Genomic DNA, 17,637 nt, shown 5'->3' with positions numbered 1-17,637 from the left:
ACTCCTCCCAATAGGGCGCGTCTCCTTCGCGCCGTTTCTAAATCCCGAGGGCGTCGCCCCCGCATGTCTGCCGCACCACGAGGCGGCACGGCAATTTCCGGATGCCGGGCTCCACCGGCCGTCCTTCGGCAAGCGCCAGAACCGTCAACCCGGCCTGACGCCCCAGTTCCCGCAGCTCCATGTCCACTGTTGTCAGCGGTGGACGGGTCTGGGCGGCGACAATCTCCCAATTGTCGAAGCCGACCACCGAAACATCCTGCGGCACCTTGATGCCGCGCTCGCGCAACGCATCGATGACGCCGCGGGCAATCTGGTCGTTGCCGCAGAAGATGCCGTCCGGCTTTTCGCCCCCGGCACTCCAGAGCCTTGCGACCGCGTCGTGCCCCCAGCTTTCCGACCAGACGCCAAACATGACGGGCCGCTCGCTGCCGGCAGCCTCGCGAAATGCGTTGGCCCGTTCGCGCACCGAGAAGAAATCCTCCGGCCCGGTGATATGCACGAGCCGCCGCCGCCCAAGCTTCGCCAGCCATTCGGCGGCAAGCCGTGCACCATGCGCGTCGTCGGAACGGAACGTGACGCTATCAGGTGCCCCTTCGGTGAAGGCGTAGACGACAGGCACATGCAAATTCGACAGATCGACGGGTAACCGTCTATCCAGACGCTTTCCTGTGGCAATGATGCCATCCACCTGCTTGTCGAGCATCGCATCCACATGGATCTGCGCGAGTGCCGGGTCATCCTCGATGGCGCAGAGGAAGACCGAAACACCATGATCGACCAGCGCCTCGGAAATCCCCGCCATGACAGGCAGGGTGAAACGGCCATATGTATCGTTGGTCAGAAGACCGATCGTGAAGCTGCGCTTGCTGAGCAGACCGCGCGCCAGAGCATTCGGCCGGAAGCCGATCTCGGCAGCAATGCGCTTGACCCGCTCACGCGTCTCGGCACCCATCCGGCCGGTATCGTTCAACGCCTTTGACGCCGTCGAGATACTGACGCCCGCAGCCGCCGCCACGTCGTGAATGGTAATCCGCCCGCGCTTTCCGCCCGCGATATCCAGTGTCGTCCTCCCACAGTTCGATCGTGAGAAAACCTTTTACCAAGTCGACTGTCAAGTGAGAAAAGGTTTTCTCACAGCTGATAGCTATCTTGCTTCGATCGCGGTTATGAATAGCGGTGAGCGAGGATGGCTATCGCGCCCTCGATGGGAGAGGTGGGATGCTGAAACGTCATTGGAAGCAGCGCTTCCATTCACGTGAGACCTTGCAGAATGCTCGGGCGGTAGTAATATTTACCACCGATGTTGGAGAAACAGCCGATGGCCAATGTTGAAAAGATCAGTGTTTCCATGACGCCGCAGCAGGCCGATCTGCTTCGCGATGCGGTAAGCAGCGGCGCCTACGCGAGCAATAGCGAAGTGATCCGCGAGGCTTTGCGGGACTGGACCGCCAAATGGGAGAACCGCAAAGGCGACATCGAGCGCCTACGCCGCGCTTGGGAAGAAGGCAAGGCGAGCGGAGAGCCGGTTGCCGCTGATTTCGAGAGCATTCGAATGCAGGCGCGTAAAGCATTGGACACAGCGCGCAACAATGGCCGCTAAGCTAGTCTGGCTACCGAAGGCTCTGACGGATGTGCACGACACCTACGTGCAAATCGGCCTCGACAATCCTGCCGCTGCCGAGCGCTTCTTCGATCGGTTTGAGCAAAAGGCACAGCTCCTGGCAGGCCAGCCACGCATGGGAGTGCGCCGCCCTGAGATCAGTGCAACCACGCGAATGCTTGTCGAAGCGCCATTTGTGATTCTCTACGAGACCATTCCTGACGATGATGAGGCACCGGTCGAAACCATTCAGATCGTCCGTGTCATAGACGGTCGTCGCGATCTCGAAAAGCTGCCGATTTGACCCAGGCAACATCACACCAGCTCGCCGGCACCTGCTTGGCATCTCGCTTGTTTGGCTAATAAAGCATCAGTTTACGAAGTTTCGGCAGCGATCCTTAATATCTGAGGGGTACAGCATATCGGATGATGGTGCTGTGTGGGGATCCGTCGTCTGCGATGAGAGAGAGACTTTACTATGTGGATCGTCTGAGGGTTTTCGCCTTTGGCCTGCTGATCCTCTATCATTCCGCGGCCGCATTTTTCCCCGACATGGGCTGGCTGCTGCATAGCGAGAATACGAGCCGCGGCCTGTCGCTCATCATGGATTTTCCGCGCGCCTGGCGTCTTGCGCTGCTGTTCTTCATATCCGGCATGGGCGTCGCCTTTACCTTCAAGCCGGAGCACGGGCTGACCTTCATTTACCGGCGCACCCTGCGCCTGCTCATCCCGCTGCTCTTTGCCATGGCTGTCATCGTCGTGCCGCAGGTCTGGTACGAGCGGATGTATGAGAACGGCTATACCGGTTCGTTCCTGGAATTCTGGCTGACGCGCTATTTCACCGAGGGAAAATATCCGACCGGCAATTTCACCTGGGCGCATATGTGGTTCGTCGCCTACCTGCTGGTGATGTCCGTCATCTGCTACCCGATCTTTCAGTATCTGCTGCGGCCGGGAAACCCGGTCTTTGCCTGGTTCGAGCGCACGGCCAGGACCGGCGCTATCTATCTTTTCTTCCTTCTGCCCCTTGGCCTCAACCTGGCGCTTTCGCCGATCTACCCGCGCGAGACCAACGCGCTCTATAATGACGGCGCCTGGTTTGCCGTCTGGGCCAGCTGGTTCGGCCTCGGCTTCCTGATTTCCCGCCATCACCGGACCCTGATCGGTACGCTGACTGCCCGCCGCTATGTCAGCGGCGGGATCGCGCTGGCGACGACCATCTGGCTCTATCTGGCATCTTGGACCCTTGCGCCGGAGCAGGCGATCGGCAGCTACGATGTCAACGAGACCCTGCTCTTCAAGACCAGCATCTTCCTGCTTGCCTGGAGTATGATCCTCACCCTGATAGGCTTTGCCGCGCGCTATCTCAATCAGCCGAGCGAACGCCTGGTGACGATGAACCGGCTGGTTTTCCCGCTCTATATCGTCCACCAGACGGTAACGGTTGGAGCGCTCTATTATGTCCTTCCGCTCGATCTGCCGGCGCTCCCGAGTTTCGCACTTGTCGCCGCCGCAACGGCTGCCGTGTCGATCGCCTTTGCCATTGCCGTCGATCAGTTGCCGAGCCCGCTGCGTCAACTGGTGGGGCTGACGGAAAAGCCGCGGCCGGTGCGCGAAGATAAAGCCTTGGAACGCTCGGTGCGGCGTGGATAAGCGCCTCTGGCGGGTTCCGGCGCGGGGATGGCGTCAACGCGCTTGCCTAATATTTGCGGCAAATCCTATCCTGCGTGATATCGCCGAACCGCACGGATTGCACCATGACCGTTACGCGCCCGATGCCCGAAGAAGAGGGCATTCTCAAGTTCCTGGAGATCTGCAGCAGCGTCTATTCCGACGATGCGGTATCGCAATCGATTGAGGCGCAACGGGCGCAATATGATGCGCTTTGCGCCCGCTTCAGCCCACCGATTCCAGATGGGCTGACGTTTGCCGACAGCATCATTCGGAGTGTTCCAACGCGGCGCTATCGACCGTCGAAGGTGACGACGCCGACGCTGCTCCTTTACCTGCATGGCGGCGGCTTCGTTGTCGGTTCGCTGGAAAGCCACCATGCCATTTGCGCCGAGATTGCCGAGTTCGCTGGCGCCGAACTCGTCGCTGTCGATTACCGGCTAGCCCCCGAGTACCTGTGGCCGGCGCAGACCGATGATGGTTTCGCGGTGCTTTCGGCAATTGCGCAAAGCGGACAGCGGATTGTGCTGATCGGCGATAGCGCGGGCGGCAATCTGGCCGCGGGTCTGGCCATTCGCGCAGCGCACGCGGGCGTTTCCGGCATTGCAGGCCAGGTTCTGATCTATCCGGCTCTCGGCGGCGATCTTTCCAAGGGCTCTTATATCGAGATGGCCAAAGCACCCGGGCTGACCACTGCAGATGTCGCCTATTACCGCGAGGTTCTGCAGGCGCCGCAGAACGATCCCGTTGCCGCGCCGCTGAACAGCGCCACGGTAAAGGGCCTGCCGCCCGCTTTCATCACTGCCGCCGCTTTCGATCCGCTACGCGATGACGCGCGGAACTATGCGGCACGGCTGGCAGAAGCCGGCGTCGAAGTCTGGTTCCGCGAAGAGCCGCAGATGGTGCACGCCTGGCTTCGCGCCCGCCACATGAGCGACGGAGCGCGAGCCGGATTTCGCGCCGTTTGCGAAGCGGTGCGCCGCTTCGCTTGCGGCTGAGGCTCACATCAGGTCGCGCGGAATGCGCATTTCGGCAAATACCTTCTCGAAGACCTGAACATCTCCTTCATAGGCGGTCACTACGGCGCTGATGACCCAGTCGCTCACGGTGCAGCCGATCTTTGCCGTCGAGACCGTCCGCACGAACCAATCCGGGCGGCGCATATCGCAGGTCCAGGTGGATGTGCCACTCATCGATAGCGGATCGCCGGGCGTGATCGACCACGTTTCTTCGCGCAGCTGCCGCGTCGCGAGCCCGGTATCCGGATGTTCGAATAGGCCGGTATCCTCGTGGATACGGTAGTCGGTGCGGTTGGCCGAGAGATCGCGCAGAACTTGCCGCTTTGTGACCGACGGCGCGTGCTCGATATATTTCGGAAGCGGATCGAGGTTCTCGGGCTTGGGAATGCTGATTTTCCTGTGATCGCCGAGCAACGGCAGCCCCAAACCAAGTGAAGCGATGTCGATCTCGACACCGAGATCGTCGGGTGGCGGCAGGATCATCGGCCAATAGGCCGTCGAGATCGCCAGGCGAATCCGGTGACCCTTGCGGAAGCGATAGCCGCAGGAATCCAGCTGCAGCCGGATGGACACAGTTTCACCCGGGACCAGCGGCTGTGGATCCGCATTGCCGTTACGATGGGTCAGATTGATAACGCCGAAGGCAACGCGTGTTGCGGTTCCATCGGGGTGAACATCAACGAGACGGGCGCAGAGATTGCCGGTATTGGCGTACGGACGCAGGGACAGCGTCAGCACCGGGCGGCCGAGATAGTCGTGATCCGATCCGAGCGGCATCGTGTCGAAGACAAGCGAGCCGGCATCGTCGGAGCGCTGATCCAGCGCCATCTCGGCGTCCGGTTTCAGCGTGAAATACTCGCCCGAAGACGTCCCGGTATCGAGTGGCGAGCGAAGATAGACGCTATGTTCCGGAGCCTGCGGGATCGGCATGCCCTCGGTGATCCTGCCGAATTGCTCGACATAGAAGCACTGCATTTCGGGTGCGGTCCAGACATCCTTCGCCACCCAGAAGCCGGGATCGAAATCGCGGCGTGGGGCAGGGCGGATGGCGTCGAGAAGGTAGGCGCGGGTTTGCGGCAGCTTGTCGATGCCGTTGTCCTCGCCGCGCAACCACTTGTTCCACCAGGCGATCGCCTCGCTGTGGAAATCCGTGCGTGGTTTCGGCCAGGCGAAATGTGGATATTTGTGCACCCAAGGGCCGACAAGCGCCTTGGCCTTTTCGCCGAGCCCTTCGACTGCCATCAGCGGTGTGTTGCGATACCCGTCTGCCCATCCGGCAAGCACGAGGGCCGGGACCTCGACATCGCCGAAATTCTCGGAGATCGAGCCATGCTGCCAGAATTCGTCGCGGCGCTGATGTGTCAGCCACTCTTCCATGAAGAACGGTTCGTGCTTGAGACGCTCCAGCCACATCGCCTTCCAGCGATCGCCGACCAGTTCGGGATCGGGCGAGCGGGACTGGTAGCCGAGCATTGTAGCCGCCCAGGAAAGCTGCGCCGAGAGATGGCAGCCGTTCTTGTAGTGGATATCGTCATTATAACGATCGACGGTCGAGGCGATCGAGATCACAGCTTTCAAGGCAGGTGGACGAAGGGCTGCGACCTGCAGGCTGTTGAACCCGCCCCAGGAGATACCCATCATCCCAACGGAGCCGTTCGACCACGGCTGCGCGGCGATCCAGGCGATCAGCTCGCAGGCATTAGCCAGCTCGAGCTCTGTATATTCGCCATCGATGACGCCATCGGATTCGCCGGACCCGCGGATATCGACGCGCACGCCGGCGATGCCTGCGGCTGCAAAGACCGGATAGGTCGACTCGTCGCGCAGGCAGGTTCCGTCGCGTTTGCGGTAGGGCAGGAATTCGAAGATAGCCGGAACCGGGTCGCTCTCGGCACCTTCAGGCATCCAGATGCGGGCCGCAAGCCGCGTCCCGTCCTCAAGCGTAATCCATTGGTTTTCGATGGTGGTGAAGCTGCGGTCGGTCATGCCTTTTCCTCGATGCACTCTTGTAAGACGAGGCGGCTTGCGCCGCCCCGCGCCTATTCAGTTGCCCGCACTTTCCATGCGGCGCGTGGCAAGAACCCGTTCCAGCCAGCCGATCTCCATCTCCGGCACGGATTTGAGCAGCAGGTCCGTATAATCGTCGAAGGGCGGTGACAGCGCCTTCGACTTCGGCCCGAACCTGACAAGCTTGCCACGATGCATCACCGCCACGCTATCGGCGATCGCCCGGACGATGGCGATGTCGTGGGTGATGAAGATGTAGGAAAGCTGCTCCTCCTCCTGCAGCCGCAACAGCAGCTTGAGGATGCCTTCGGCGACGAGCGGATCGAGCGCCGAGGTCGGTTCGTCGCAGAGGATGAGCTCCGGCTTTGCGGCCAGCGCCCGGGCGATCGCCACGCGCTGTTTCTGCCCACCGGAGAGTTCGGCGGGATAGCGGTCGATGAAACCGTTGCCCATTTCGATCTGGTCGAGCAGCTCCTTCACCCGCGCCGTCTTCTTGGCGCCCCGCAGCCCGTAGTAGAAGGTGAGGGGACGGCCGATGATATCACGAACCGTCTGGCGCGGGTTCATCGCCGTGTCGGCCATCTGATAGATCAGCTGGATGCGCCGGAGATCGTCATTCGAGCGCTTCTTCAGATCCGCCGTCAGCGGCTTGCCGTCGAAGATCACGCGGCCTTCGTTCGGCGGCAGCAGGCCGGTGATGACGCGCGCGAGCGTCGATTTTCCGGAGCCGGATTCGCCGACGACCGCGAGTGTCTGGCCCTTCGGCACGTGTAGAGAAACATCGTGCAGAACCTTGAAACCATTGGAATATTCGGCGCTGACATTCTCGACCTTCAGCAGTGCCCCCGATTGATCCGACGCCTCCGCGCGCGCGGCCTGCCGGACATTGACCAGCGCCCGCGTATAGTCCTGCTGCGGTTGTTCGATGATCTGCTGCACGCTGCCATATTCCACCGTCTTGCCGTGCCGGAGAACCATGATGTCATCGGAGATCTGCGCAACGACGGCGAGGTCGTGGGTGATGTAGAGGGCCGCCGTATGCGTCTCCTCGATCGCATGCTTGATGGCGGCAAGCACATCGATCTGCGTCGTCACGTCGAGCGCAGTCGTCGGTTCGTCGAAAACGATCAGCGACGGGTTGGAGCAGAGCGCCATCGCGGTCATGGCGCGCTGCAGCTGGCCACCGGAGACCTGATGCGGAAAGCGGTCGCCGAAGCTTTCCGGGTTTGGCAGACCAAGCACCTGGAAGAGATAAAGCGCCCGCTTGCGCGCCTCATCCTTGGTCATCAGGCCGTGCTTGACGGAAGCCTCGATCACCTGGTCGCCGAGCTTGTGCGCCGGGTTGAAGGCGGCAGCCGCCGACTGCGCGACATAGCAAACCCGGGCGCCGCGGATCTGCCTTATGCCGCCCTTGCCGAGCGGTAGGATGTCCTTGCCCTCGAGTAGCACCTCGCCGCCGGTGATCTCGGCGCCGCCGCGGCCATAGGCGAGCGCCGACAGACCGATGGTCGATTTGCCGGCGCCGGATTCGCCGATCAGGCCGAGCACCTTGCCTTTCTGCAGGTCGAAGGAAACGCCATCGACGATTGTCACCCGTTTCGGCGGCTCGCCGGGCGGATAGCTGGTGGCCTCGATCTTCAGATTGCGAACGGAAAGAAGCTCAGGCATCGCCGCGCCCTCCCTTGAGGCTGGATGTGCGTTTCAAAAGCCAATCGACGACGAGATTGACGCAGACGGCAAGAGCGGCGATCGCCGTTCCCGGAACGAGTGCTGCCGAAATGCCGAAGATGATGCCGTCCTTGTTGTCCTTCACCATGCCGCCCCAATCCGCCGCCGGCGGCTGGATGCCGAGGCCGAGGAAGGAGAGGGTGGAGAGAAACAGGATCGAGAAGGCGAAGCGGAGGCCGAATTCGGCCAAAAGCGGGGTCAGCGTATTCGGCAGGATTTCCCGGAAGATGATCCAGGCCTTGCCCTCGCCACGCAGTTTTGCGGCCTCGACGAATTCCATGACCGCGACATCAAGCGCCACGGCGCGGCCGAGGCGATAGACGCGGGTGGAATCGAGAATCGCCATGACGAGGATAAGGATGATGATGTTCTGCGGCAGGACCGCCAGAACGACGAGCGCAAAGATCAGCGTCGGGATCGACATCATCAGGTCGTTGAAACGCGAGAACACGGTATCGATGATGCCGCGCGAGACGGCGGCGGTGAAACTCAGCAGGATGCCCAACGAAAACGAGATCAGCGTTGCGCCGAGTGCCACGAACAGCGTCGTGCGGGCGCCGTAGATCAGCCGCGAAAGAATATCGCGGCCGAGATTGTCTAGGCCGAAGAAATACTGGCTGTCGGCCACCTGCCAGACATTGCCGACCACTTCGGTCTCGCCATAAGGGGCAATCCAGGGCGCGAAGATTGCGAAGATGAAGGCGATGACGATACCGGTCATGCCAACCCAGGCGGTGATGGGGATATCTCTCAATCTCATCGCGGGTGCCTCAATCTTGGATTGGCGACGATGGCCAGAATGTCGGCGATCATGTTGAGGAAGATGTAGACAGCCGCGAAGATCAGGCCGCAGGCCTGGACGACAGGCATGTCGCGCACCGTCACCGCATCCACCATGTACTGGCCCATGCCGGGATAGACGAAGACCACCTCGACCACGACCACGCCGACCACGAGATAAGCGAGGTTGAGCGCCACGACATTGATGATCGGGGCCAGCGCGTTGGGCGCCGCATGCTTGACGATGGAGCGGAAGGCGCTGAGGCCCTTGAGCTCCGCCGTTTCCATATAGGCAGATGACATGACCGAAAGGATCGCCGCGCGGGTCATCCGCATCATGTGGGCGAGGACGACGAGAACCAGTGTTGCCGTCGGCAGTGCGATCGCCTGCAGCCGCTCGGCAAAGCCCATGCTGTCATAGACGGTTGCCGGAAAGGTCGCGACGCCGAGCTTGACGGCGAAGACAAGGATCAGCAGGTAGCCGATGAAGAATTCCGGCAGTGAGATCGCCGCTAGCGAGATCACGTTGATGATCTTGTCGGGCATGCGGTTGCGGAAATGCACCGAGAACATGCCGAGCGCGACGGCCAGCGGGACCGAGATCAGTGCGGCGAAACCGGCAAGAAACAGCGAGTTCCCGAGACGTTTGCCGATCTGCTCGCTGACCGAGTTCTTGCTGGCCCAGGACGTGCCGAAGTCACCCTGCACGGCATTGCCGAGCCATTCGAAATAGCGCGTCGTCACTGGCCGGTCGAGGCCGAGATCCTGGCGGATATTGGCGACCGCCTGCGGCGTTGCCGACTGGCCGAGATAGGTGGTGGCGAAATCGCCGGGCAGGGCTTCCAGCCCGCCGAAGATCAGAACCGACACCGCAAGCAGCAGGACGAGCGAGAGCACGAAGCGCTCGATGATGAGGGCAAGTAGCGGAAAACGCTGCCTGAACCTCAGGCCCGGTAGTGGACTGCCGGTCGATGAACTGGACATGGCGAAAGCCTCGCGCTGAAACGTCAGGGGGACCGCAAGGGACATCCTTGCGGTCCTGGTTCAGTCAGAGATGGCGGGGAAGCCCCCGGCCGTCAGGCATCAAGCCAGACGCGAGTGGCGACGTAGCCGTTCGACATGTCGTTGCCGATATCGTGGACATAGCCCTTCACCTGCTTGGAGCAGGCGTTCACGAAATCGTTGAACATCGGCAGGATCAGGCCGCCTTCGTCGCGCACCATCATCGCCATGGTGCGGTACATGTCCTTGCGCTTGGTCTCGTCGAGTTCCGAGCGTGCTTCAAGGAGCAGCTTGTCGAAGTCGGGACGCTTGAAGCGGGTGTCATTCCAGTCGGCCGTCGAGAGATAGGCCGTGGAATACATCTGGTCCTGCGTCGGGCGTCCGCCCCAGTAGGAGGTCGAGAAGGGCTGGACGTTCCAGACGTTGGTCCAGTAGCCGTCGCCCGGCTCGCGCTTGACCTCGATCTCGATGCCGGCCTTCTTGCAGCTTTCCTGATAGAGAACCGCCGCATCGACACCGCCCGGGAAGGCGACTTCCGAGGTACGCAGCAGAACCGAGCCGCTGTGGCCGGACTTCTTGTAGTGGAAGGCCGCCTTGTCGGGATCGTAGGCGCGCTGCTCGATGCCTTCGGGGAAGAGGGCATAGGTGTTGTTGATCGGAAAGTCGTTGCCGACCTTGCCGTAGCCGCCGAGGATCTTCTTGACCATGGTCTCGCGGTCCATGGCGTATTTCAGCGCGAGGCGAAGGTCATTGTTGTCGAACGGCGCCTTGTCGCAATGCATGATGAAGACATAGTGGCCACGGCCCGAGGTCGAGAGAATCTCGACGGTCGGCGCGCGCTTCAAGAGATCGACGGTCTTCGGATCGACTCGGTTGATATAGTGCACCTGGCCGGAGGAGAGCGCTGCGATACGGGCAGTCGCATCGTTCATGCCGATGATTTCGATGGAATCGACATAGCCGCGATCCGAGCGCCAGTCGTCGGCGTTCTTCTCGAAGGTAGCGCGGACGCCTGGCTCAAAGCTCGCCAGCTTGTAGGGACCGGTACCGATCGAGGCGAGCGGATCGTCATTGCCGCCATTCGGCTGGATGACCAGGTGATAGTCCGTCAGCAGCAGCGGCATGTCCGCATTGCCTTCGGTCAGCGTCAGCACGAGGTTGCCGCCGTCAGCCTTGATATCCTTGATCGAGCCGAGAACGCCCAGCGCGCCCGATTCCGACTTCTTGTCGGTATGGCGCTTCAGGGTGGCGACGACGTCGTCGATCGTCAGTTCCTTGCCGTTGTGGAATTTCACGCCCTTGCGAATCTTGAAGGTCCAGGTGGCAGCGTCCTTCGACGGTTCCCAGGATTCGGCCAGCGACGGAACGGCAGCACCCGTCAGCGGATCGGATTCCACCAGCATGTCGCCCCAGCAGCGGCCGACGCAGAACATGAATTGCGAGAGAAACTTCGCCGGGTCCTTCGAGTCGGTGGCAGCGCCGCCTTCGAGGCCGAGCTTCAGGTGGCCGCCGCGCTTCGGTTCGGCGGCTTCGGCGCTTTCGGTGAAGAGCTTGTCGGCGACGGCGAGCGTGAGGCCGGCAGCCATGGCGCGTCCCAGAAATTCGCGGCGGTTCAACCCGCCTGCGGTGACGCGGCTTGCAAGATATTTCGTGTAGTCGTTCATTCCCCTGTTCCTTCTTGTCATGATTTAAGAATTGGCAAGTGGACCGCAGAACCGGTTTCCTCTCCGGTGCCAGGCCCATATTCGTTCGGGAAAACGTCGCGGTTGGTGCCGCCTTATCTTCCTTTCTCGGTTCGACGATTGCGCGTGAGCGGAGGCGCCAGCTTGATGGCGCGGCGATCGGGAATGCCGGGAGTTCTTATTGTCCGGCCTGTTTCCTGAAGATCGGAATGATGGGTGAGAATGGCGCCTGCGATGGCGAGACGACAGCGTGCCGCATGCGTCTTCGCCGCGGCGGAAGGCGGGGAGGTCAGCAGCTCAAAGGCGGTAAAGCTACGTCCGTTCAACCTACGCTACCTCCGCTCTTGCGGCGACACGGCCCGTCAGGACTGCCTCTGCCTCTGATATGAGTGAGATTGAATTAAGGGCTGTTTTAGACAGTAGGGGGGCGGGTGTAGCGACATGATCTGCATCGTATGCGACATAACGAGCATATGCCCACGCCAAGGGCGGTTTCGCATTGATGGGGGCGAAAAACATCTCGTGCCTCCGCTGGAAAAGCCACCCGGCAGAAAGAGATGCAGTCCCATCCCTCTGGTTGTATTGGTTGATTTCTGCGCTGCCATGCACACCCCATCCCGCTAGCCCGCGCAGTGATGCCTCGCGGTATCTGCTTTCGGGAAGGGGAGTTGGCAGACAGCTCATTGCTCACCCCTGTTTCTTCTGCCCGACATGGCGTCCAACGCCATCCGGGGCAGGGAGGAAGGAATGGCGCTCGGCAATCGCTTTCGCCTCGGCCAGGATTTCCGGCGGCGCCGAAACCGCCTTTCCGGCCTTGGAATCCACATGCAGCAGCATCTGCTCGGCGGTCGCCAATACCTCGCCACTCGCCGCATCGCAGATGCTGTGGAAGACGTGCAGCCGCTTGTCATCGACCAAGAGCAGCCGGCAGGTCGAGTAGATCGCCTGGCCAAGCTTGGCTTCGCCGAGATGCCGGATATGGGTCTCCACGGTGTAGTAGCTGTGTCCGGCCTCGACATAGGCGAGACCGGCGCCGATCAGCCGTAGCAGCGCGTCCGTGGTATCGCCGAAGACCTGCAGGTAGCGATGCTCGGTCATGTGGCCGTTGTAATCGACCCAGGCCGGGCTGACCTTGGTATCGACAAGCCGAAGCGGAGCCGAAGTCTTCGCCTGTTCGGCCGGCTTTGCAGCAGCCCAGAGCGAATGCTCGAAATCCTTGAGCAGCTTGCCCGCACCCCAGCCCTTGCCGCCATCACCGACCTTCAGAGCCTGGAAGATACCGGCCAGGTTTTCATCGCGGATCCGTTCGAGCTCGCGGATCGACAGATCGCCCGCTTGCTCGTCCGACTGCTGACCGATCTTTTCGACAAGCGCATCGTCGAGATCGACGACATCCGTCAGCTTGGTCCAGGGCCACTGCAGGCAGGGGCCGAACTGCGCCAGGAAATGGCGCATCCCTGCTTCACCACCGGCGATACGATAGGTCTGGAAAAGCCCCATCTGCGCCCAACGCAGGCCGAAGGAATAGCGGATCACGTCGTCGAGCGTCTCGACCGTGCAGATATCGTCCTGGATCAGCCAAAGCGCCTCGCGCCACAGCGCTTCCAGCAGACGATCGCCGACGAAGGCCTCGATCTCCTTGGCGATATGCACGCCCTTCATGCCGATCGGCGGCAGCTTTTCCATCGCCGCCTTGATCGTTGCATGGCTGGTCTTCTCGCCGCCGACGATCTCGACCAGCGGCAGCAGGTAGACCGGGTTGTAGGGATGGGCGACGAACAGGCGATCGGGAAATTGCATGTCGCGCTGCAGATCAGTCGGCAGCAGACCGGAGGTCGACGAACCGATCAGCGCATCGGGGCGGCAGGCGCCGTCGATCTGAGTCAGCACGCCGCGCTTCAGATCGAGCCGTTCGGGGACGCTTTCCTGGATCCAGTCGGCATCGACAACAGCTTCCTCCAGTGTCTTGCAAAAGGTAAGCTTGCCGCGCGTAGGCAGGGGGGCGCCTGTCAGCATCGCATAGGCGCGCTCGGCATTGGCGATCACTTCGCCGACGATGCGCTGCGCTTCCGGATGCGGGTCGAAGACATCGACATCGATCCCGGCCAGCAGGAAGCGGGCGATCCATCCGCCACCAATAACGCCGCCGCCAACACAGGCTGCCTTGTTGATCTTGATCATGCAGCCCTCAACGCTTCGTCAGCTTCAGTTTTTCACGCACGGCCGCAGGGCCGATGATGCGCGCGCCCATGCCCTCCACCACCTGCACGGCCTTTTCGACCAGCTGCGCATTGGTGGCGAGCATGCCTTTTCCGGCATAGAGATTGTCTTCGAGGCCGACACGGACATTGCCGCCCGCGAGCACCGCCGCCGCCGGATAGGCCATGGCATTACGGCCGATCGAGAAGGCCGAGAAGGTCCAGCTCTTGGGCACGTTATTGACCATCGCCATGAAGGTGTTGAGATCATCCGGCGCGCCCCAGGGAATGCCCATGCAGAGCTGGATCAGCACCGGATCCTCGATCAGGCCTTCTTCTGCGAGCTGCTTGGCAAACCAGAGATGACCGGTGTCGAAGGCCTCGATCTCAGGGCGCACTCCGAGATCGGTCATCTTCTTCGCCATCGCCCGCAGCATCGCCGGCGTGTTGGTCATGACGTAATCGCCGAGGCTGAAATTCATCGTGCCGCAGTCGAGCGTGCAGATCTCCGGCAGGCATTCGGCGATATGGCTGACGCGCTCGGTGGCGCCGGCCATGTCGGTGCCTGCGGGATTGAGCGGCAGCGGGCGTTCGACATCACCAAAAATCAGGTCGCCACCCATGCCTGCCGTCAGGTTCAGCACGACGTCGATGTCGGCGGAGCGGATGCGGTCCGTCACTTCGCGGTAGAGATCGTTGCGGCGGCTTGCAGCCCCCGTCTCGGGATCGCGGACGTGACAGTGAACAACGGCCGCCCCAGCCTTGGCGGCGTCGATCGCGGAATCCGCGATCTGCTTGGGAGTAATGGGAACGTGGCTGGATTTCGAAGCCGTGTCACCGGCGCCGGTGACGGCACAGGTGATGAAGACATCGCGGTTCATCGCAAGAGGCATCGTGTTCTCCCTCGTATTGACCCCATTACGCGGCAAGATGCAGCCACATGCTTTGCAGAAACGGAATTGATTGATACAGTTTCGGCAATCTGGAGAGACCATGCTCAGCCGCTCGAACGACCGCCTCGATCTCGATCTGCTCGTCCTGCCTGAGACGAACCTGATCCTGCTCGCCTCGGTCATCGAGCCGATGCGCGGCGCAAACCGTATCGCCGGCAGCGAGCTCTACCGCTGGCGGCTTTTGACGCCTGATGGCGCGCCTGTCTTGACGACGAGTGGCATTCCGGTGCCTGCGGCCGGGGCATTCAGCACCGCGCGGGAGGATGCACCGCTCTTCGTTCTGGCAAGCTACAACTGGCGCCGGAGCGCAACGGCGGCGCTGAAAATGCAGCTCTCACAGGCGGCGCGCCATCGCAGTGTCATTGCCGGAATCGAATCCGGCACATGGCTGCTGGCCGAATCCAGCCTTCTCGACCGCCTAACGGCAACGATCCACTGGGAGGATTTCGAGGATTTTTCGCTGGCCTATCCGCAGGTCAAAGCGGTCAAGGACCGCTTCGTCATCGACGGAAAGCGCCTCACCACGGCGGGGCCGCTCCCGACCGTCGATCTGATGCTGGAGATCATCCGCCAGCGGCAGGGCTATTCGCTGGCGCTCGAGGTCAGCCGCCTTTTTAGCTACGAGCAGATCTCCTTCCACAACGAAAGCCAGCTTTCACCCTCCGCCGTGGGCTTGAGCATGCGCGATCCGCGCGTGGCGTCGGCCGTGCGGCTGATGGAGGAGCATATCGAGCAGCCGGTCATGCTGAGCCGTATCGCCAAACGCGTCGGCGTCAGCGCCCGCCACTTACAGGGGCTGTTTCAGGAGAGCATCGGCGCGCCGCCACATGTGCATTATCTGGCATTGCGGCTGAATGCGGCGCGGCGGAAGGTCATCGAAACCAAGGCCTCCTTCGCCGATATCGCAGCCGCCACCGGCTTCAACTCCGCCTCCGCCTTTGCCCGCAGCTACCGCGCCGGCTTCTCCGAAAGTCCCTCCGACACCCGGCGGAGGCTGCGCCGCCCCACTACGCCAGCGCCTGATACCCAATCGGCTTGAACGCCTCACGAACCATTTCCGCGAGTTCGCGGACAGCTTCGGTTGAATGATAAGGATTGCGGCGCAGAACCACACGCGAAGAGTCGACAGGCGGAAAGCCATCGTCTGCCGTCAGCTCCCGACAACCGGGCGGGATATTGCTCCGCGACAGCGTGGTCACTGCGAGGCCCGCGGATGCTGCGTTCTTCAATCCCGAGCTCGTGTCGGCGACAAAGGCGACGCGGTATTTCCGTCCCTGGAGATCGAGCGAACGGAAGGCGAAGTCCCGCGACCATGTGGAATTCCGGTAGGTCGCAATCGGCAGGGGATCGAGATCCTGCAGCCGATGCACCATGGAGGTGACCCACACTGTCGGATCGACGCAGAGAACCTCGCCCGGCGACTGATTGTTCCAGTCGAAGACCACAGCGAGATCGAGCTCGTCGCGCTCGAGCGCGGCAAGATTCCGCGCCGTGTAATCGCAGGAGACCGTAACCTCGACAGCCGGATGCCGGACGGCAAAGGCGGAAAGTGCCGCAGGCAGCACCGTCTGGCTGTATTCCTCGGGAATACCGATGCGGACCGGCCCATCCAGCGGCTTCGTGCGGATCGTCGCCGCTGCTTCGTCCAACAGGTCGATGACACGCCGCGCATAGGGCAGAAGCTGCAGGCCCCAGCGGGTCGGGACAACGCCGCGGGCGCCGCGCTCGAAGAGGCTTTCGCCTATGGTTTCCTCGAGTTTCTTGATCTGGGCACTGACCGCGGACTGCGTCCGCCCGATCGCCAGCGCCGCCGCCGAGAAATTCGACGTCTCGACGACGACGAGGAAGGTCCGGAGCAGATCGCTTTCGATGGGTTGTCGCATGATCGAGCCACAAAAAATTCAGATGGCAGCCATCTCAACTATTCGTTTGCCTGATGTCAAGAATGAGAGCAAACAGGGCAAATCAGACCTCTGGTTCGGGAAAACCAATGTCACTCAATACGGACGTCCGCCCGCTCGGCCTGAGCGAGCACGAAAAGGGCGTCATTCTGGTGGTTGCCGCAACGCTGGCTTGGAGCGCGAGCGGCGTCTACTCACGCATGCTCAGCATCGATGCCTGGACGACGATCGCCTGGCGGTCACTGTTCGGCGGCCTGTTTCTCTTAATACCGAGCTTCTTCCTCGAAGGCGGTCTGTCGAGAAAGCAATGGGCCTCGATCTTCCATCCGTCGGGCATGGCGATGATCGCCTGCCAGACCTTTTGCCAGGCCTGTTTCATCGGCGCGCTCTATACGACCAGCGTGGCAAATGTCGCGGTGATCTATGCGACGGCCCCGTTCATCGCCGCGCTGCTCGGCTGGTTGCTGCTCCGGGAACGCGTTGCACGGCGAACCATGATGGCGGGCGGCGCCTGTCTGCTCGGCGTCGTCATCATCGTCGCCTCGTCGATCGGCGGAGGGACGGGTCTCGGTGATCTTCTCGCTCTCGGCATGACGGCGTCCTTCGCCCTGATCATTGTCATTCCGCGTATCAGCCCCGGCGTGCCAAGCCTGCCGCCGACCATCGTCAGCGCTTTCCTGACACTGGCGATCTTCTCGCCCTTCGGTTCAGTCGGATCGATCGACCTCTATAACTGGGTCGTCCTTGCAGCTTTCGGCGCCACCAACTTCTCGATCGCGCTTGTGCTGTTCCTCGCTGGCGCGAAGCGCATGCCGCCTGCCGAGGCGGCCCTCATCGGCACGATGGAAATCGTCCTGACGCCATTCTGGGTCTGGCTGTTTCTCAGCGAAAAGCCGCCCTTGGCAACCGTGCTCGGCGGCGTCGTCATCGTCGCGGCCGTCGTCTGGCACACGGCTGCCGATTTCCTGCGGGGGCGCACAGAAACACGCTTACGCGGCAAAACTGCCGCGTGAACATGCGTCCTCAATGCCGGCTTTTGAGAAAACAGGCGTTGCCGGAATATTTTTCCTGTACGAACACCAAAATCGAAACGATC

Annotated in this window: 15 protein-coding genes; 6 read left to right on the top strand and 9 right to left on the bottom strand. The window is 61.7% G+C overall.

The genetic code is table 11. The features are described 5' to 3' along the window. Window positions 1–37: 37 nt before the first annotated feature. Complete coding sequence (locus AC1DV9_RS00175; RefSeq protein ID WP_477945449.1) at window positions 38–1,015, bottom strand: LacI family DNA-binding transcriptional regulator; 978 nt, start codon at window positions 1,013–1,015, stop codon at window positions 38–40. Window positions 1,016–1,318: 303 nt separating this feature from the next. Between AC1DV9_RS00175 and AC1DV9_RS00170 the strand changes: the two genes are divergently transcribed. From AC1DV9_RS00170 to AC1DV9_RS00155, 4 genes are all read left to right on the top strand, one after another. Next, complete coding sequence (locus tag AC1DV9_RS00170; protein ID WP_477945447.1) at window positions 1,319–1,600, top strand: type II toxin-antitoxin system ParD family antitoxin; 282 nt, start codon at window positions 1,319–1,321, stop codon at window positions 1,598–1,600. Next, window positions 1,590–1,904, top strand: a complete 315-nt coding sequence (locus AC1DV9_RS00165; protein ID WP_477943990.1) for a type II toxin-antitoxin system RelE/ParE family toxin — start codon at window positions 1,590–1,592, stop codon at window positions 1,902–1,904. The genes AC1DV9_RS00170 and AC1DV9_RS00165 overlap by 11 nt, the downstream gene beginning before the upstream one ends. 155 nt (window positions 1,905–2,059) lie before the next feature. Further along, complete coding sequence (locus tag AC1DV9_RS00160; RefSeq protein WP_477943989.1) at window positions 2,060–3,253, top strand: acyltransferase family protein; 1,194 nt, start codon at window positions 2,060–2,062, stop codon at window positions 3,251–3,253. 104 nt (window positions 3,254–3,357) lie between these two features. Beyond that, window positions 3,358–4,269 (top strand): alpha/beta hydrolase, encoded by a 912-nt coding sequence (locus AC1DV9_RS00155; protein ID WP_477943988.1) that lies wholly within the window; start codon window positions 3,358–3,360, stop codon window positions 4,267–4,269. Window positions 4,270–4,272: 3 nt separating this feature from the next. On the opposite strand, the gene AC1DV9_RS00150 is transcribed toward AC1DV9_RS00155, so the two are convergent. From AC1DV9_RS00150 to bcoG, 7 genes are all read right to left on the bottom strand, one after another. Further along, a complete protein-coding gene (locus AC1DV9_RS00150) occupies window positions 4,273–6,276 on the bottom strand; it encodes a CocE/NonD family hydrolase (protein ID WP_477945445.1) in 2,004 nt (667 codons plus the stop codon). A gap of 57 nt (window positions 6,277–6,333) precedes the next feature. Next, window positions 6,334–7,965, bottom strand: a complete 1,632-nt coding sequence (locus tag AC1DV9_RS00145) for an ABC transporter ATP-binding protein (protein WP_477945443.1) — start codon at window positions 7,963–7,965, stop codon at window positions 6,334–6,336. Further along, window positions 7,958–8,785 (bottom strand): ABC transporter permease, encoded by an 828-nt coding sequence (locus AC1DV9_RS00140; RefSeq protein ID WP_112514923.1) that lies wholly within the window; start codon window positions 8,783–8,785, stop codon window positions 7,958–7,960. Before AC1DV9_RS00140 ends, AC1DV9_RS00145 begins: the two co-directional genes overlap by 8 nt. Then, entirely contained in the window at window positions 8,782–9,789 is a 1,008-nt protein-coding gene (locus AC1DV9_RS00135; RefSeq protein ID WP_477946340.1) for an ABC transporter permease, read from the bottom strand. The genes AC1DV9_RS00140 and AC1DV9_RS00135 overlap by 4 nt, the downstream gene beginning before the upstream one ends. Before the next feature lie 92 nt (window positions 9,790–9,881). Beyond that, entirely contained in the window at window positions 9,882–11,471 is a 1,590-nt protein-coding gene (locus AC1DV9_RS00130) for an ABC transporter substrate-binding protein (RefSeq protein WP_112388202.1), read from the bottom strand. 705 nt (window positions 11,472–12,176) lie between these two features. After that, on the bottom strand, window positions 12,177–13,670 hold the full coding sequence (locus AC1DV9_RS00125; RefSeq protein WP_477945441.1) for a carnitine 3-dehydrogenase: 1,494 nt from the start codon (window positions 13,668–13,670) through the stop codon (window positions 12,177–12,179). A gap of 7 nt (window positions 13,671–13,677) precedes the next feature. Then, entirely contained in the window at window positions 13,678–14,580 is a 903-nt protein-coding gene (gene bcoG / locus AC1DV9_RS00120) for a 3-dehydrocarnitine:acetyl-CoA trimethylamine transferase BcoG (RefSeq protein WP_477945440.1), read from the bottom strand. A 100-nt stretch (window positions 14,581–14,680) separates the two neighbouring features. Here bcoG and AC1DV9_RS00115 point away from each other — a divergent pair, with 100 nt between their 5' ends. Further along, a complete protein-coding gene (locus AC1DV9_RS00115) occupies window positions 14,681–15,679 on the top strand; it encodes a GlxA family transcriptional regulator (RefSeq protein ID WP_477945438.1) in 999 nt (332 codons plus the stop codon). Here AC1DV9_RS00115 and AC1DV9_RS00110 read toward each other — a convergent pair. Continuing rightward, window positions 15,648–16,523 carry a LysR substrate-binding domain-containing protein gene (locus tag AC1DV9_RS00110; RefSeq protein WP_477943983.1) on the bottom strand — a complete coding sequence of 292 codons (876 nt, stop codon included), beginning with the start codon at window positions 16,521–16,523 and terminating at the stop codon, window positions 15,648–15,650. The genes AC1DV9_RS00115 and AC1DV9_RS00110 overlap by 32 nt on opposite strands. 107 nt (window positions 16,524–16,630) lie before the next feature. Between AC1DV9_RS00110 and AC1DV9_RS00105 the strand changes: the two genes are divergently transcribed. Beyond that, the gene (locus tag AC1DV9_RS00105) at window positions 16,631–17,554 is read left to right on the top strand and encodes a DMT family transporter (RefSeq protein ID WP_477945437.1); all 924 of its coding nucleotides are present in this window, start codon (window positions 16,631–16,633) and stop codon (window positions 17,552–17,554) included. The last annotated feature ends 83 nt before the right edge of the window (window positions 17,555–17,637 follow it).

The sequence above is a fragment of the Rhizobium sp. 01L410 genome, from assembly GCF_056400165.1.
Note: the sequence above shows the minus strand (reverse complement) of the source record. Positions and strands in the feature narration are given on the sequence as shown.

Excerpts from the sequence above, each read along its gene's own strand:
- AC1DV9_RS00170 (WP_477945447.1), top strand. The coding sequence starts at position 1,319 with ATGGCCAATGTTGAAAAGATCAGTGTTTCCATGACGCCGCAGCAGGCC.
- AC1DV9_RS00165 (WP_477943990.1), top strand. The coding sequence starts at position 1,590 with ATGGCCGCTAAGCTAGTCTGGCTACCGAAGGCTCTGACGGATGTGCAC.
- AC1DV9_RS00160 (WP_477943989.1), top strand. The coding sequence starts at position 2,060 with ATGAGAGAGAGACTTTACTATGTGGATCGTCTGAGGGTTTTCGCCTTT.
- AC1DV9_RS00155 (WP_477943988.1), top strand. The coding sequence starts at position 3,358 with ATGACCGTTACGCGCCCGATGCCCGAAGAAGAGGGCATTCTCAAGTTC.
- AC1DV9_RS00150 (WP_477945445.1), bottom strand. The coding sequence starts at position 6,276 with ATGACCGACCGCAGCTTCACCACCATCGAAAACCAATGGATTACGCTT.
- AC1DV9_RS00145 (WP_477945443.1), bottom strand. The coding sequence starts at position 7,965 with ATGCCTGAGCTTCTTTCCGTTCGCAATCTGAAGATCGAGGCCACCAGC.
- AC1DV9_RS00140 (WP_112514923.1), bottom strand. The coding sequence starts at position 8,785 with ATGAGATTGAGAGATATCCCCATCACCGCCTGGGTTGGCATGACCGGT.
- AC1DV9_RS00135 (WP_477946340.1), bottom strand. The coding sequence starts at position 9,789 with ATGTCCAGTTCATCGACCGGCAGTCCACTACCGGGCCTGAGGTTCAGG.
- AC1DV9_RS00130 (WP_112388202.1), bottom strand. The coding sequence starts at position 11,471 with ATGAACGACTACACGAAATATCTTGCAAGCCGCGTCACCGCAGGCGGG.
- AC1DV9_RS00125 (WP_477945441.1), bottom strand. The coding sequence starts at position 13,670 with ATGATCAAGATCAACAAGGCAGCCTGTGTTGGCGGCGGCGTTATTGGT.
- bcoG (WP_477945440.1), bottom strand. The coding sequence starts at position 14,580 with ATGCCTCTTGCGATGAACCGCGATGTCTTCATCACCTGTGCCGTCACC.
- AC1DV9_RS00115 (WP_477945438.1), top strand. The coding sequence starts at position 14,681 with ATGCTCAGCCGCTCGAACGACCGCCTCGATCTCGATCTGCTCGTCCTG.
- AC1DV9_RS00110 (WP_477943983.1), bottom strand. The coding sequence starts at position 16,523 with ATGCGACAACCCATCGAAAGCGATCTGCTCCGGACCTTCCTCGTCGTC.
- AC1DV9_RS00105 (WP_477945437.1), top strand. The coding sequence starts at position 16,631 with ATGTCACTCAATACGGACGTCCGCCCGCTCGGCCTGAGCGAGCACGAA.